The sequence below is a fragment of the Microbacterium marinum genome (assembly GCF_014204835.1).
Lineage (GTDB): Bacteria > Actinomycetota > Actinomycetes > Actinomycetales > Microbacteriaceae > Microbacterium > Microbacterium marinum.
In genome coordinates this window covers 1,159,725-1,173,445 of record NZ_JACHMD010000001.1, presented here as the reverse complement: position 1 = coordinate 1,173,445, position 13,721 = coordinate 1,159,725, and the positions used below count along the sequence as shown (strand labels likewise).

Sequence of the window (13,721 nt, the reverse complement as noted above, 5' to 3'; positions counted from 1 at the left end):
TGGAGGGTCCGACAACTGTCGGGTGGCGTCCTCGAATGGACCTCACCCCTCGGCAGGACCTACAGAGAAGACGCACCCACCCCGGCCGTCGCCTTCACCCCTGCCGACCTCACACTCCCCCCGTTCTGACCCCGCTCCGCTCGGGCGTTTCGTCTCGCTCCGCTCGCGGGGCGAGACGAAACGCCCGACCCGGCCAAAGCGTCGGAGCGGCGCCGCGCCGCTAGGCTCCCGAACGTGACCAGCCCGACCGCGTCTCCCCTCGCCACCTCCACGCTGCGGACCTCAGCCATGGGGATCACCGCGAGCCTCATCGGCTGGTTCATCGTGGTCGAGATCGTCAGCGGCATCCTGCAGGGGTACTACATCCCCCTCTTCAGCGACATCGTGCTCGAACTCGGCATCCGCGACGCCGACGTCAACTGGTTCGAGGCCGGCCAGCTGCTCCTGTCGGCGATCGTCGTCCCCATCCTCGCCAAGCTCGGCGACATGTTCGGGCACAAGAAGATCCTGCTGCTGGCGGCGATCCTCACTGCGCTCGCCTCGTGGGGCCTCGTCTTCGCGGACTCCTTCTGGTCGTTCCTGCTGTTCTGGTCGCTCCAGGGCTTCTACGTCGTGTGGCTGCCGCTCGAGATCGCTCTCATCTTCGAGCGCGGCCGTGAGCAGAACCGCGGCGTCTCCCTCACTCGCCGCGCGGCGGGACTGCTCGTCGTCGGTCTCGAAGCCGGAGCCATCATCGGCGCGCTCGCCGCGGGCCGCGTTTACGCGGCGACGGGCGACCTCGCTCTGACCCTCATGGTGCCGGCGATCGCCGTCACGCTCGTCGCGGTCGTGATCTGGGTGTTCGTTCCCGAGTCCACGCCCTCCGGCGCGAGGTCGATCGACACCCTCGGGACGGTGATCCTCGCCTGGGGGCTCCTGCTCGTCACCGGCGCCCTGGCGTGGATGCGACTGATCGGGGAGCTCGATCTGGGCGGAGGCGCCTGGTGGGGCGTCGCGGGCCTGCTCGCCCTGGGAGTCGCGCTGCTCGCCGTCTTCGTCTGGTACGAGCTGCGACAGCAGAATCCCATCATCGACATCCGGGTGCTGATCCGGCCGGAGATGTGGCCCGTGCAGGCGACGGCGTTCCTGATCGGCATCAGCCTGCTCGGCGCCCAAGGGCCGCTCTCGACGTACGCCGGCACGGATCCCGCTCTCGGCTACGGTCTCGGACTCGATGCCTCCGAACGCTCGTACGTCATCGGCCTGTACCTCGTCTCGCTCATCGTCGGCGCCGTGATCTTCTCGCTCACCTCCCGTCGCATCAGCCCTCGCCTCATGCTGATCGCCGCCGCGCTCCTCGTCGGTGTGGGATACACGCTGTTCCTGCCGTTCCACCTCGAGTTGTGGCAGGTGCTGCTGAACCTCTCGATCGCCGGCATCGGCTGCGGCGCTCTCGTGGGCGCGATGCCCGCGGCCGCGGCGGCCGCGGCGCCGCTCGGACACACGGGCGAGGCGTCGGGGATGACGAACACCACCAAGACGATCGGCGGTGCCTTCTCGTCGGCGGTGTTCGGTGTCGTCCTCGCCGCCGGGGTCGGCACGGTGGCCGGGCACACCGCCAGCTCCCTCGGGGGCTACATCACCGTCTGGGCGATCTGCGCCGCCGGCGGCTTCCTGGCCGCGCTTCTGCTCCTCGTCGTCCCGAAGGTGGCGTTCGCCGACGCGCCGCCCGCCTGATCAGATCGAGGGGTCGCGCGGCTGCAGCGGGCCCCGCGCGAGCAGGTGCTGCGCCGACTGGGCGACGGGTCGCATCGTGACGAGGTCGAGGTTCACGTGACCCGGCGCATTCATCGCGTAGGCGATGACGTCGGCGACGTCTGCGGCGACGAGAGGCTCGGCGACCCCGTCGTAGACCGCCTCGGCCGCGGCCTGATCGCCGCCGAGCCGGTTGAGGGAGAACTCCTCGGTGAACACCATGCCCGGCGCGATCTCGACGACGCGGATCGGTTCGCCGTTCAATTCCAGCCGCAGCGCGTGCACGAGCATCGACTCGCCGGCCTTCGCGGCGTTGTACCCGCCGCCGCCCGCGTACGCGGTCTGCGCGGCGGTCGAGGTCACGAACACCGCATCGGCGTGACCGCCGTCGTGGCTCGCGCGCCGCAGCAGCGGCAGCAGCGCCGCGGCGAGCAGCTGGGCCGACAGGACATTCACCTCGAACATCCACCGCCAGTCGGCAGGGTTCCCTTCCTCGACCCGATCGGTGCCCCGCGCTCCCCCGGCCACGTGCACGAAGGCGTGGACCGGTCCCGTCTCGGAGAGGTGGGCGGCGAGCGCCGTGACGTCCGCCTCGTTGGTGAGATCGGCGGCGAACGACCGCGATCCCAGCTCGGCATCCAGCGCCTCCAGGCGCGCCGCGCGCCGCGCCACGCCCACGACGTCCCATCCCGACGCGCGGAGTGCCCGCACCGTCGCCTCGCCGATCCCCGAGCTCGCACCGGTCACCACTGCACGTCGATTCGCCATGCGACCACGCTAGCGAGTCGCGCAGGGCCCGGCCGTCCCCGCACGTTACGTCACGTGTCCGCGTCGTTGTCCAGGATGCCGCCGCCTCGTAACGTCGGAGCAGTCGCGGCATCCGTCGCACCCCACCCCACCCGACCGTAGGGAGCCCGTCATGTCCGCACCCGAGAACTGGCGCTTCGAGACCAAGCAGATCCACACCGGTGCCGCTCCGGACCCGGTCACGAAGGCCCGCGCCACCCCGATCTACCAGACGACGTCGTACGTGTTCGACAATGCCGACCACGCCGCGAATCTGTTCGCGCTGGCCGAGTTCGGCAACATCTACACCCGCATCCAGAACCCCACCCAGGACGTGCTCGAGCAGCGCCTCGCGGGGCTCGAAGGGGGCACCGGCGCCCTCCTCGTGGCATCCGGTCAGGCGGCAGAGACGTTCGCGGTCCTCAACATCGCGCAAGCCGGCGACCACATCGTCTCGTCCAGCTCGATCTACGGCGGCACCTACAACCTGTTCAAGTACACGCTCGCCAAGCTCGGCATCGAGACGACGTTCGTCGAGAACCAGGATGACCCCGAAGAGTGGCGCCGCGCCGTCCGGCCGAACACGAAGCTGTTCTTCGCCGAGACGATCGGCAACCCGCAGATCAACGTGCTCGACATCCGCACGGTCGCCGACATCGCCCACGAGGCGGGCGTGCCGCTCATCGTCGACAACACGATCGCGACCCCGTATCTCATCCGCCCGTTCGAGCACGGCGCCGACATCATCGTCCACTCGGTGACGAAGTTCCTCGGCGGCCACGGCACGACCATCGGCGGCGCCATCATCGACGGCGGCACCTTCCCGTGGTCGGAGCACTCCGACCGCTTCCCGGGCCTGACCACCCCCGACGAGTCGTACCACGGCGCGGTCTACACCGCGGCCGTCGGCGACGCCCTCGCGTACATCATCAAGGCGCGCGTGCAGCTGCTGCGCGACCTGGGTTCGGCCATCTCCCCGCAGAGCGCGTGGAACCTCATCCAGGGCGTCGAGACCCTCTCGCTGCGCATCGAGCGTCACGTGCAGAACGCGCAGGAGATCGCCGAGTGGCTGGAGAACCACCCCGACGTCGCCTCCGTGAACTACTCGGGCCTGCCCACCTCGCCCTGGTACGCGGCGGCGAACCGCTATGCGCCGAAGGGCGTCGGCGCGGTGCTGTCGTTCGAGCTCAAGGGCGGCGTCGAGGCCGGCCGCGAGTTCGTCAACTCGCTGACCCTGTTCAGCCACCTCGCCAACATCGGCGATGTGCGCTCGCTCGTGATCCACCCGGCATCCACGACGCACTCGCAGCTGACGCCGGAGCAGCAGCTCACCTCGGGCGTCACGCCGGGCCTCGTCCGTCTGTCGGTCGGCCTCGAGAACATCGACGACCTGAAGGCCGACCTCGACCAGGCCCTCGCCGCCGCGCGCCGCCTCTCGGAGGCCGCCCGCGCCTGACCTCCCCTCCTCAGGAGACCGACACCCCGCCCGGGTCCGCCCGCGGCGGGGTGTCGTGCGTCCGGCCCGATACGCTCGAGGGAAGACGATGAAACGCTACGGACCTCTTCACGCTGTGCCTGACGGGCTCGCGATCGGCGATCCCGGTCGGCGTCACCTCGTCCTCGGCGTGGACACCATCAGTCACCGAGATGGACCCGCCGTGACGCAGCAGGTCGACTGGACCGAGATCCGGGGTGCCACCCTGGACCTGAGGACCACACGGTTCCCGTTCCCCGGCGCGTTCTCGGGCCTGTGGAGTTCCGTCCTGGTCATGATCACGCAGACCGACCCGGACCTCGACCTGGCGCCCGGCACCGCCGTGCTCACGACGGACCACGGGTCACTGCGCCTGGATCTGGACCGGCACCACCCCGGCGGTTACTGGCATCCCATCGTGTCGAGGACCCAGCTGCTCATGGACCGTCTGGTCGAGGATGCCGCGTCCCGCCCGCTGCTGCGTCAGTCGAACGCTGTGCTGGACTCGATCGTCTCCTCGGTCCGCCGCGCGCGGGTCGCCTAGCGATCCGCGCGACGGAGCAGTGCTCGCCGCTTGCGGTGGAGCCGCCACCAGCTGAACGAGCTCCGCGCCTGGATACGGCCGAGCTCCACCAGACTCGGGAGCCCTCGAGAGGCCAACTCGCGCGAGATCGCATCGGAGTCGTCCGTGCCCCCGTGCGCCTCGATGACGGCATGCGCCTGCGTAACGCGTTCGCTGGACAGCGGGTGCGCCGCGATCTGAGAATCGACCTTCGCGATCCTCCGTGCCAGCTCCTCAGGTTGCACGGCGATCACTTGCCCAGTGCGCAGGCGAGCACGGCCGCGCCGAGGCCACCCCAGATCGTGCCGGTGGCGAAGGCCTGCGTGATCTGCGGCCCTTTGAGCCCGAGGCCCAGGAGGCACTTGAACACCCACGGAGCGATCCAGATCGGATCCGCCACCACCGGGTAGGCGACCCCCGCCGCGCGGTGATCGACGACCTGGATGAGCGTGGAGCCCTCGATCTCGTAGTGCGTCGCGACAGGGTCGCCGTCCGCGTCGAGTGCCCAGGCATCCGCGACCACGGCGAGGACAGTGTCGTCAGCGGCGACGACCGCGGCGCCGTCCTCGGTCGATCGCAACGACTCGCCGACGCCGAGGTCGACGTCGTACTCGAGATGCTCCGGCGCGTCGGCGGAAGTGATCGTCGTCAGCATCTGCACACCCGCGTCACCGACGATCACAGAATTGGTCAGGGACTCACCCGGGTAGGTCACCGCCCCACCCTGGAGGAGGACGGCATCGCCCGCCGCGTCCGCCTCGGGGAGATCGATCGTCAAGGGCGACCGCCCGGGAGAGTGTATAGACACCCCGTCCGTCAACCGCGACGGGACACCGATAGTGCCCTGGCTGGTCTGCACCGTCCCGGTCCCGGCTCCATCGGATGCAGCAAGGAGCAGTGACTCATCCAGATTCGCCAGTGATTGCGCAGCGACGGCGATCGAGGCCGCGTCGACCTCGTCGTCCGCCGATGCGATGGAGGGGAATGCCACGATGGTCGACGCCAGGAGCGCTGTAACCATCGTGAGGGAGGCGGTGCGGCGCCAGGAACGTATCATCAGGGTCTCTTCCGGTGGAGCGATCAGGTCACAGAATGGTGATCTCCCCGACGCTAACGACGGGTCCGAAGGTCCCGCGCCCGCCTTTCGGCGGAAACTTTCGAAGGTGTCCGTGCCCCCCGTAACACTGCGCTGACCCTCCCCATCGGCCGGGAGAATGGTCGTATGGACTGGCAGACCTCGGAAGACACGGTGCCCTCGGCACCGGTGACCGAGGCCGACGCGCGACTTCTCCTCGGGCGTCCCCCCGCCACCGGTGCGTGGCGTGACGGCGACCCGATCGGCGATCGCCGCTTCGCCGCCTTCGGGTCGTTCACCACCGAGAGTGGGGCGAGCCTGCCCGGCATCCGCCTCGCGTACGAGACCTGGGGCGAGCTCTCCCCCGCGCGCGACAACGCCGTGCTCGTCCTCCACGCGTTGACCGGCGACAGCCACGTGCGCGGCGATGCCGGCCCCGGGCACGCCACGGACGGCTGGTGGGGCGACGTCGTCGGCCCGGGCGCCGCGATCGACACCGACCGCTGGTTCGTGGTGGCCCCGAACATGCTGGGCGGATGCCAGGGCTCGACCGGCCCGTCGAGCATCGCGCCCGACGGCTACGAGTGGGCTTCGCGGTTCCCGTTTCTGACGATCCGCGACCAGGTCGCGGCGCAGGCGATGCTCGCGGATGCGCTCGGCATCGACGTCTGGGCGGCCGTGGTGGGCGGTTCCATGGGCGGCATGCACGCCCTCGAGTGGGGCGTCGGGCATCCCGAGCGCGTCGAGCGACTCGCGGTGCTGTGCTCCCCACCCACGACGACGGCCGACCAGGTGGCCCTGAACTCCGTGCAGCTCGCCGCGATCCAGGTCGACCCGCGTTTCGCGGGCGGCGAGTACTACGACGCCGCCGACGGCGACGGTCCCCACCGCGGGTTGGCGCTCGCCCGCCGCATGGCCCTGCTGAACTACCGCACCCCGACCGAGCTTAACCAGCGATTCCAGCGCTCGTGGCAGTCCGACAAGAGCCCGTTCGGCGAGGGCGGGCGGTATGCGGTCGAGAGCTATCTCGACTTCCACGGCAACCGGTTCACCCGCCGGTTCGACGCCAACAGCTACATCACCCTGGTCGAGGCCATGAACTCCCACGATGTCGGGCGCGGGCGCGGCGGCGTCGAGGAGGCGCTCGCCCGGGTGCGTGCGCGCACGCTGGTGCTCGGGGTGGACAGTGACCGCCTGTTCCCGGTCGACGGGCAGCATCGCATCTTCCGCGGCATCCCGACGACGATCGATGACGGGGCCGTCGTGCTCTCCAGCGACTTCGGCCACGACGGATTCCTCATCGAGACCGCCGCCGTGGGCGCTCACCTGCGCCGGCTGCTCGCGTCCTGACTCAGCGGGGCGAGAGGTCGGGCGAGATCGTGGTGCCGAACTCGTGGCGGAGCGCACTCCGAGCCGCGTACCACCCCGCCAGTCCGTGCACACCCGGCCCCGGGCTCGTCGACGCCGAGCACAGGTAGATCCCGCCGGCCGGCGTCCGCCACGGGTCGGAGGAGACGACGGGGCGCTTCAGCAGCTGCCACAGCCCCGGTGAGCCCGCGGCGATGTCGCCGCCGGGGTAGTTCGGGTTCTCGTCGGCGACCTCGATCGCCGTGCGGGAGCGCGTCGCGACGATCACGTCGCGGAACCCGGGCGCGAACCGCTCGATCTGCGAGATGACGGCGTCGGCGCGATCGGCTCCGCTCCCCGCCGGAACGTGCGTGTACGCCCAGAGCGTGTGCGCGCCGGCGGGAGCACGCGTCCGATCGAACAGCGAGGGCTGTGCCACAAGCACGTAGGGCCGTTCGGGCAGTCCGCCTCGGGAGATGAGGTTCTCGGATGCCGCGATCTCGGCGCGCGTGCCACCGACGTGGACGGTTCCCGCCTCCCCCACCGCCGGGTCGCGCCACGGGACGGGCGCACTCAGAGCGAAGTCGACCTTCGCGACGGCCCCGCCGTACCGGAACCGCTCGAGCGCGCCGCGATACGCGGAGGGAAGCCGGTCGCCGGCGATCCGCAGCAGCGCACTCGGGACGACGTCGAGCAGGACGGCGCGTGCTGGAGGCAGCTCCGCGAGCGAGGTGACCTCTCGCCCGGTCTCGATCTCGCCGCCGTGGGCGCGGAAGTCGTCGACCAGCGCATCGACGATGCCCTGGCTCCCGCCGATCGGGATCGGCCACCCGAGCGCGTGACCGTAGGTCGAAAGGGCGAGCCCCGCGCCGGCTGCGGCGAGGCTCGGCAGCGGGAGGATCGTGTGTGCGGCGACACCGGTCAGCAGTGCCGGTGCAGCATCGCCCGTGAACCGCGTGTTCCACAGCGCACTCCCCTGCTCTGCCGCGCGGGCGGCGAACCAGGCGGCCGCGGACGGATGCCGCGGCAGCCGCAGCAGAGGATGCCCCGTGAACTCCGCGACCTCGCTGTGCCGATCGACCAACGGGCGCAGGAGCCGCGCGTACGCGTCGCCGTCACCCCGCAGGGTGTCGCCGGTGCGCTCCAGATCGCGGTAGGCGATCGCGGCGGGCCCGTCATCCAGCGGCTGCGCGAACGACGCGTCGGGAACGGCGAATTCCACGCGCCGCGCGAGTCCGAACTCCTGGAAGAACCTCGATTCGAACGCGAGTGGGTGCACGGCCGAGCAGACGTCGTGGCGGTAGCCGGGGAGGGTCAGTTCGGCCGTGCTCGCCCCGCCGCCGAGATGATCAGCCTTCTCGATGAGGGTGACCGCCAGCCCCGCCCGCGCGAGGGTGACGGCGGCGGCCAGACCGTTCGGGCCCGAGCCGACGACGACGGCATCACGTCGGCTCACGCGTCGGCGTCCTCTGCTTCGGCGGTGGTCTCCTCTGTCGGGCGAGACGCCATCCCTTCGGCGAGGTACGCCAGGCGGTGGAGTGTCTCCGCGTTGCGCAGCTGCAGCGCGACATCCATCACGGGGCGTGGGACGAGGCTCCCGGGGCCGGCGACGGCCTCCTCCTGGATCCGGACGAGACAGCCCTCCGGGTGCGGCTTCACCTGGATGTCGACGCGGGCCTCCCCGAGGGGCCACCCCTTCGCCGTCAGCACCAGTCGGCGCGGGGGGTCGTAGACGACGACCTCCGTCGCGTCGTCGATGAGCACCGGCCACACCCCGAACGAGTGATGGAGCCGAGACCCGGGGGCGGGCCACTCCTCGGCGACATCACGCATCCGCGACGCTCCGACGACCCAGGAGGGGAAGAGCCATCCGTCCGCGAGGACGCGGAAGACGTCGTCGGGTGTGCAGGCCAGCAGGCGCGTGTTCCGGGACATGGTGCCAGGCTAACCAGCGGCAGGCCCGGGCCGGGATGGGCTTGCGCGGCGCCGGAGGACGTGTCAGACCCGGGCGAGTTCGGGCCGGGAGGCGCGTCGCCGCTCGAGGCTGAAGCTGACCGCAGCGATGCCGAGCCCGCCGAGCGCGAGGACGAGCCCGACCCACACCGGGGCCGTGTACCCGAGCCCCGCCGCGATCACGGCACCGCCCAGGGCTGCGCCGAGCGCGTTGCCCATGTTCAGCGCGGAGTGATTGAGCGCCGCGGCGATGGACTGGTTGTCGCCGGCGACGTCCATGAGCCGCGTCTGGATGGTGGGGCTCACCGCCGACGACGTGAACCCGACGGCGAACACGAAGAACACGAGACTCACGATCCATCCGGCCGTCAGCGCGAGGAGCAGCTGCGACAGGATGAGTCCACCCATCAGCCCGAACAGGGCCCGAGTGAGGTCTCGGTCGGCGAGGTGACCGCCCACGAGGTTCCCGACCGTCATGCCGACGCCGAGGATGATGAGGACGAGGGGAACGCTCCACGCGGGCGCGCCCGCCGCTTCGGTGACGAGGGTGGCCACGTACGTGTACACGGCGAAGAATCCGCCGAAGCCGACGGCGCCGATGCCCAGGGCGAACCAGACCTGCCCGACGCGGAAGACCCCGAGCTCGGCCCGCAGCGTCCGTGCAGGCTCGCCCGCCCGGTGAGGGACGGTGAGCGCGATCGCCGCGGTGGCGAGGGCGAAGATGACCACGACGAGCAGGAAGGCCCACCGCCAGCCCAGATTCTGGCCCAGGAAGGTCCCGAGCGGGACACCGACGACGTTCGCGACGGTCAGTCCGGTGAGGACGAAGGCGACGCCCTTCGCGCGGTTGCCCGGTCCCATGACCTCCGCGGCGACGAGCGCGCCGATCCCGAAATACGCACCGTGGGGCAGGCCCGCGAGAAGGCGGGATGCCGCGACGAGCTCGAACGTCGGCAGGATGAGGGTCAGTGCGTTGAAGACGGTCAGCGCGAGCGCCAGCAGCACCATCACGCGGTGGCGCGGAAACCTCGCGACGGACCCGGCGATCGTCGGTGCCCCGATCACGACGCCGAGGGCGTACAGCGTGATGAGCCAGCCCGCCTGCGCGATGGCATCCTCCTGGCTCGCGGCCCAGACCGTCGGGAGGAGCTCTCGCGAGATCTCGGGCAGCAGCCCCATGACGACGAATTCCGTCATCCCGATCCCGAAGCTGCCGATGGCGAGCGCGAGGAGCGCTCCGGTTGTGGTGCGTCGGGAGGGGGAGGTCGTCGTCACTCCGAGATCGTACTCCCGTCGCCCACTGCGGGACGAATCGATTCGATCGCCGCCTCCAGGCGCTCGAGCTTGCCGTCGATCTCGCCGGAGCGACCCGGGCGGATGTCCGCCTTGAGGACGAGGGACACCCTCGAGCCGAACGGCTGCACGGCATCCACCGCCGCCTTCACGACGGCCATGACCTCGTCCCACTCCCCCTCGATCTCCGTGAACATCGACGAGGTGCGATGCGGCAGACCCGACGAGCGGACGACGGACACCGCCGCGGCGACGGCGTCGTGCACGGAGCCGTCGGTGCGGCCGGTCCCGGACGGGGCGACGGAGAAGGCGATGAGCATGAGGACCTCCGGATTCAGGGGACGGGATCGAGGAGCCGTGGCGGGACGGGCACGCGCGCCAGACGGACGACCATCCACACCAACAGTGCCACGAGCAGGAGGTTGCGCACCGTGAGGACGGTGACCGCGAGCGGCTCAGGGGAGAGGATCCCCATGTACAGCACCGGGTAGACCAGCTGGGTGAGGGCCGCGGCGGCCAGCACGACGAGCGCCGGCATCCACCACCGACGGCGATCGATCGCCAGCCCGAGGACGATCACCGGGAACAGCCAGGTCTGGAACTGCGGGGACCCGACCTTGTTGAAGACGATGAGCGCCGTCACCAGCGACAACGCCATCACCGGGAACAGCTGGACGAATCGGGCTCCGCGTCGGGCTTTCACCGCACCGAGGGCCGCGATGCCGACCGCGGCGAGCGCGAGGATCGGCGTCATCGCACCGATCACGACGTCGACCTGTGTGCCGGTCACCTGGAACGTCAGGAGCTCCTGGTCGTAGTAGACCCAGAAGCCGTCGACGCCGAGAAGCGCACCCCACAGGAACACGCCGCTGATCGGCGCCTCGACCTGCAGGCCACGGCCGGTCTGCCCCGAGACGAAGCCGAGCGCGTGCTCAGGTCCACCCGCGACGAGGACGGATGCCAGGACCGCGGCACTGACGAGCACTGCTCCCCCGACCACCGCGCTGCGACGCCGGAGCGCGACGAGTGCCGCAGCCAGGAGAGCCGCAGGCCACACCTTCATCCAGGTCGCCGCCGCCAGCAGCAGCGAGGCGAGCCACGGTCGCCCCACGAGCCACAGCAGCGCGAGGATCGCGATCGGCACGGTCACGCCGTCGATGCGGTACATCCCCACCGGCCCCAGGCACACGATCGCGATCAGCCAGAACCCCGCTGCGATCACCCGACCCCGGGAGTGGCCGCGCCCGAGGAGCACGGCGAAGGCGACGGCGTCGACGGCGGTGACCATCACCGCCCATCCCACGGTGTAATCGCCCAGGAGCACGCCGGGGCCGTGCGCGATGAGCATCGGCAGCAGAGCGAGCTGCGGGTAGACCCAGTGCTCGGTGATCCCGACGACACCGCGACCCTCCCAGGCGGCCGTCGACCACGGCTCGTACACCCTGTAGACATCACCCATCGGCTCGTTCGGCAGGACGAAGCCGAGCGTCGCGACGATCACGTGGACGACCACGAACCCGACCCACAGCACGGCCCGATTCCTCACCCCCTCATCCTACGGAGGCGCCCCGTGCCGGATCTCACCGCGCGAGGAGACTCCCGACCACCGCCGGGACGTGCTCGGCGACATCGAGTGCGGTGATCGGACCACCGTCACGGGCGATCGACGCGCGGCGAGCCGCGTCGCCGTGGATCCACACGCCCGACACCGCCGCCGAGCGCAGGGCATCAGCATCGCCGGCGTCGACCGTCGCGACGAGGGCGCCGATGATCCCCGCCAGCACGTCGCCGGTCCCCGCCGTCGCCAGCCACGAGGTCGGCGCGTCCACGGCGATCAGGCCACCACCCGGGGCGGCGACCAGTGTGCGGGCACCCTTTCGGACGACCACGCCGCCCAGCGCGTCGGCGGTCTCCACGACGGCATCGGCGTCATCCGGGTCCAGCCCGAGCAGCGACCGCAGCCGGGCATGCTCGCGCCCGTGCGGGGTGACGATCAGCGGAGCGGATGCCGCGATCGCGAGGCTCAGCGCACCGGCATCCACCACGACGGGAACGGGGCCCTGCAGCAGCTCACGGAGTTCCGCGGTCTCCGCCTCGGTCCGCGCGTCGGGGTCGGTCCCGGAGCCGACCACCCACGCCTGGACGCGCCCGGCGGCGGTCACCGTCTCGGGTCGGCGTGCGAGGACGAGATCCTCCGCCCGGCGGAGCCCGACGTAGCGGACCATACCGACGCCGGTGCGCCACGCGGCCTCGACACCGAGGGCGGCGGCGCCCGGATAGGCATCGGAACCGGTTCGGATGCCGACCACACCGCGGGAATACTTGTCATCTGATGCCGTTGGCATCCGAAGCACGGCGGCCACGTCCGCCCCGGTCCACCCGCGCCCTGTCATGGCGCCACCCTACTGCGACGGAGTACCGCATGAGCCTGCTGTTCACGCCCCTCGACCTCGACGGGCTCACCGTCCGGAACCGCCTCTGGGTCTCCCCGATGTGCCAGTACACCGCGACGGACGGAGTCCCGAACGACTGGCACCACGTGCACCTCGCGCAGTTCGCCTCGGGCGGGGCGGGACTGGTCATCGCCGAGGCCAGCGCGGTCGTCCCCGAGGGGCGGATCACCCCCGAGGACACCGGTATCTGGAACGACGCCCAGCGGGATGCGTGGCAGCCGATCGTCGCCGCGATCCACGCCCGTGGCGCCGCCGCCGGCATCCAGCTCGCGCACGCCGGCCGGAAGGCGTCGACGTGGAGCCCGCTCCTGGACGAGCGCGGGAGCGTGCCGGCCGAGCGCGGCGGGTGGGTCACGGAGGCTCCGTCCGCCCTCGCCTTCGATGGATACGCGGAACCGGCGGAACTGACCGTCCCGCGCATCGACGACCTCGTCGCCGCGTTCGGTGCGGCGGCGCGCCGCGCCGACGAGGCCGGCTTCGACGTGCTGGAGGTGCACGGCGCCCACGGCTACCTGATCCACGAGTTCCTCTCGCCGCTGTCCAACCAGCGGAGCGACGAGTACGGCGGGACGCTCGAGAACCGGGCGCGGTTCCTCCTCCGCGTCGTCGAGGCCGTGCGCGCCGCCGCGCCCGACCGCGTCATCGCGGTCCGGTTCTCGGCCACCGACTGGGCCGAGGGAGGCTGGGGTGTCGAGGAGACGGCCACCGTCGCCGCGTGGGTCGCCGAGCGCGGCGCCGCCGTCATCGACATCTCGACGGGTGGGCTCGTGGCTCACCAGAAGATCACCACCGGCCCCGGCTACCAGGTCCCCTTCGCGGCCACCGTGCGCGAGGGGACGGGGCTCCTCACGACCGCGGTCGGAGAGATCACCGACGGCCCGCAGGCGGAGCAGGTGCTGCGCGACGGTCTGGCGGATGCCGTGATGATCGGCCGCGAGTGGCTCCGCGACCCGCACTTCGGCCTCCGCGCAGCCGGTGAGCTGAATGCGCCGGGTGCCGCTTCGCTCTGGCCTGCGCAGTACGCGCGAGCACGCCGCCACTGAT

The 13,721-nt window shown here is 71.0% G+C and carries 14 protein-coding genes; 5 read left to right on the top strand and 9 right to left on the bottom strand.

The genetic code is table 11. From position 1 onward, the window contains the following. The first annotated feature begins 288 nt into the window (after window positions 1–288). Window positions 289–1,716 (top strand): MFS transporter, encoded by a 1,428-nt coding sequence (locus tag BKA24_RS05590; protein WP_184220463.1) that lies wholly within the window; start codon window positions 289–291, stop codon window positions 1,714–1,716. Here BKA24_RS05590 and BKA24_RS05585 read toward each other — a convergent pair whose 3' ends face one another. Continuing rightward, window positions 1,717–2,502 carry an SDR family oxidoreductase gene (locus BKA24_RS05585; RefSeq protein WP_184215981.1) on the bottom strand — a complete coding sequence of 262 codons (786 nt, stop codon included), beginning with the start codon at window positions 2,500–2,502 and terminating at the stop codon, window positions 1,717–1,719. Between the two features lie 151 nt (window positions 2,503–2,653). Between BKA24_RS05585 and BKA24_RS05580 the strand changes: the two genes are divergently transcribed. Both BKA24_RS05580 and BKA24_RS05575 read left to right on the top strand, forming a co-directional pair. Next, window positions 2,654–3,976, top strand: a complete 1,323-nt coding sequence (locus BKA24_RS05580; protein ID WP_184215979.1) for a bifunctional o-acetylhomoserine/o-acetylserine sulfhydrylase — start codon at window positions 2,654–2,656, stop codon at window positions 3,974–3,976. Window positions 3,977–4,091: 115 nt separating this feature from the next. Further along, a complete protein-coding gene (locus BKA24_RS05575; RefSeq protein WP_133400224.1) occupies window positions 4,092–4,538 on the top strand; it encodes a hypothetical protein in 447 nt (148 codons plus the stop codon). On the opposite strand, the gene BKA24_RS05570 is transcribed toward BKA24_RS05575, so the two are convergent. Further along, a complete protein-coding gene (locus BKA24_RS05570; protein WP_343065948.1) occupies window positions 4,535–4,810 on the bottom strand; it encodes a hypothetical protein in 276 nt (91 codons plus the stop codon). The two genes, BKA24_RS05575 and BKA24_RS05570, sit on opposite strands and share 4 nt — an antisense overlap. Continuing rightward, a complete protein-coding gene (locus BKA24_RS05565) occupies window positions 4,807–5,613 on the bottom strand; it encodes a hypothetical protein (protein WP_184215977.1) in 807 nt (268 codons plus the stop codon). Before BKA24_RS05565 ends, BKA24_RS05570 begins: the two co-directional genes overlap by 4 nt. Before the next feature lie 165 nt (window positions 5,614–5,778). On the opposite strand from BKA24_RS05565, the gene metX reads away from it, so the two are divergent. After that, window positions 5,779–6,981, top strand: a complete 1,203-nt coding sequence (gene metX / locus BKA24_RS05560; protein WP_184215975.1) for a homoserine O-acetyltransferase MetX — start codon at window positions 5,779–5,781, stop codon at window positions 6,979–6,981. A gap of 1 nt (window position 6,982) precedes the next feature. On the opposite strand, the gene BKA24_RS05555 is transcribed toward metX, so the two are convergent. The 6 genes from BKA24_RS05555 to BKA24_RS05530 all read right to left on the bottom strand — a co-directional run bounded on the left by BKA24_RS05555 (window position 6,983) and on the right by BKA24_RS05530 (window position 12,617). Continuing rightward, window positions 6,983–8,434 carry an FAD-dependent oxidoreductase gene (locus BKA24_RS05555; protein WP_184215973.1) on the bottom strand — a complete coding sequence of 484 codons (1,452 nt, stop codon included), beginning with the start codon at window positions 8,432–8,434 and terminating at the stop codon, window positions 6,983–6,985. After that, a complete protein-coding gene (locus tag BKA24_RS05550; RefSeq protein ID WP_184215971.1) occupies window positions 8,431–8,913 on the bottom strand; it encodes an SRPBCC family protein in 483 nt (160 codons plus the stop codon). Before BKA24_RS05550 ends, BKA24_RS05555 begins: the two co-directional genes overlap by 4 nt. 63 nt (window positions 8,914–8,976) lie before the next feature. Beyond that, the gene (locus tag BKA24_RS05545; RefSeq protein WP_184215969.1) at window positions 8,977–10,206 is read right to left on the bottom strand and encodes an MFS transporter; all 1,230 of its coding nucleotides are present in this window, start codon (window positions 10,204–10,206) and stop codon (window positions 8,977–8,979) included. Then, a complete protein-coding gene (locus BKA24_RS05540; RefSeq protein WP_184215967.1) occupies window positions 10,203–10,544 on the bottom strand; it encodes a thiamine-binding protein in 342 nt (113 codons plus the stop codon). The genes BKA24_RS05545 and BKA24_RS05540 overlap by 4 nt, the downstream gene beginning before the upstream one ends. A gap of 14 nt (window positions 10,545–10,558) precedes the next feature. After that, window positions 10,559–11,770: a glycosyltransferase 87 family protein gene (locus tag BKA24_RS05535; RefSeq protein WP_184215965.1), complete on the bottom strand. Its 1,212-nt coding sequence runs from the start codon at window positions 11,768–11,770 to the stop codon at window positions 10,559–10,561. A gap of 34 nt (window positions 11,771–11,804) precedes the next feature. Then, entirely contained in the window at window positions 11,805–12,617 is an 813-nt protein-coding gene (locus BKA24_RS05530) for an ADP-dependent NAD(P)H-hydrate dehydratase (protein WP_184215963.1), read from the bottom strand. A gap of 29 nt (window positions 12,618–12,646) precedes the next feature. Between BKA24_RS05530 and BKA24_RS05525 the strand changes: the two genes are divergently transcribed. Continuing rightward, window positions 12,647–13,720, top strand: coding sequence for an NADH:flavin oxidoreductase/NADH oxidase (locus BKA24_RS05525; protein ID WP_184215961.1), 1,074 nt, complete (start codon window positions 12,647–12,649; stop codon window positions 13,718–13,720). Window position 13,721 lies beyond the last annotated feature (1 nt).

What these genes read in the sequence shown, in the direction of transcription:
- metX (WP_184215975.1), top strand. Translation starts at nt 5,779, where the DNA reads ATGGACTGGCAGACCTCGGAAGACACGGTGCCCTCGGCACCGGTGACC.
- BKA24_RS05580 (WP_184215979.1), top strand. Translation starts at nt 2,654, where the DNA reads ATGTCCGCACCCGAGAACTGGCGCTTCGAGACCAAGCAGATCCACACC.
- BKA24_RS05550 (WP_184215971.1), bottom strand. Translation starts at nt 8,913, where the DNA reads ATGTCCCGGAACACGCGCCTGCTGGCCTGCACACCCGACGACGTCTTC.
- BKA24_RS05540 (WP_184215967.1), bottom strand. Translation starts at nt 10,544, where the DNA reads ATGCTCATCGCCTTCTCCGTCGCCCCGTCCGGGACCGGCCGCACCGAC.
- BKA24_RS05530 (WP_184215963.1), bottom strand. Translation starts at nt 12,617, where the DNA reads ATGACAGGGCGCGGGTGGACCGGGGCGGACGTGGCCGCCGTGCTTCGG.
- BKA24_RS05585 (WP_184215981.1), bottom strand. Translation starts at nt 2,502, where the DNA reads ATGGCGAATCGACGTGCAGTGGTGACCGGTGCGAGCTCGGGGATCGGC.
- BKA24_RS05590 (WP_184220463.1), top strand. Translation starts at nt 289, where the DNA reads ATGGGGATCACCGCGAGCCTCATCGGCTGGTTCATCGTGGTCGAGATC.
- BKA24_RS05525 (WP_184215961.1), top strand. Translation starts at nt 12,647, where the DNA reads ATGAGCCTGCTGTTCACGCCCCTCGACCTCGACGGGCTCACCGTCCGG.
- BKA24_RS05565 (WP_184215977.1), bottom strand. Translation starts at nt 5,613, where the DNA reads ATGATACGTTCCTGGCGCCGCACCGCCTCCCTCACGATGGTTACAGCG.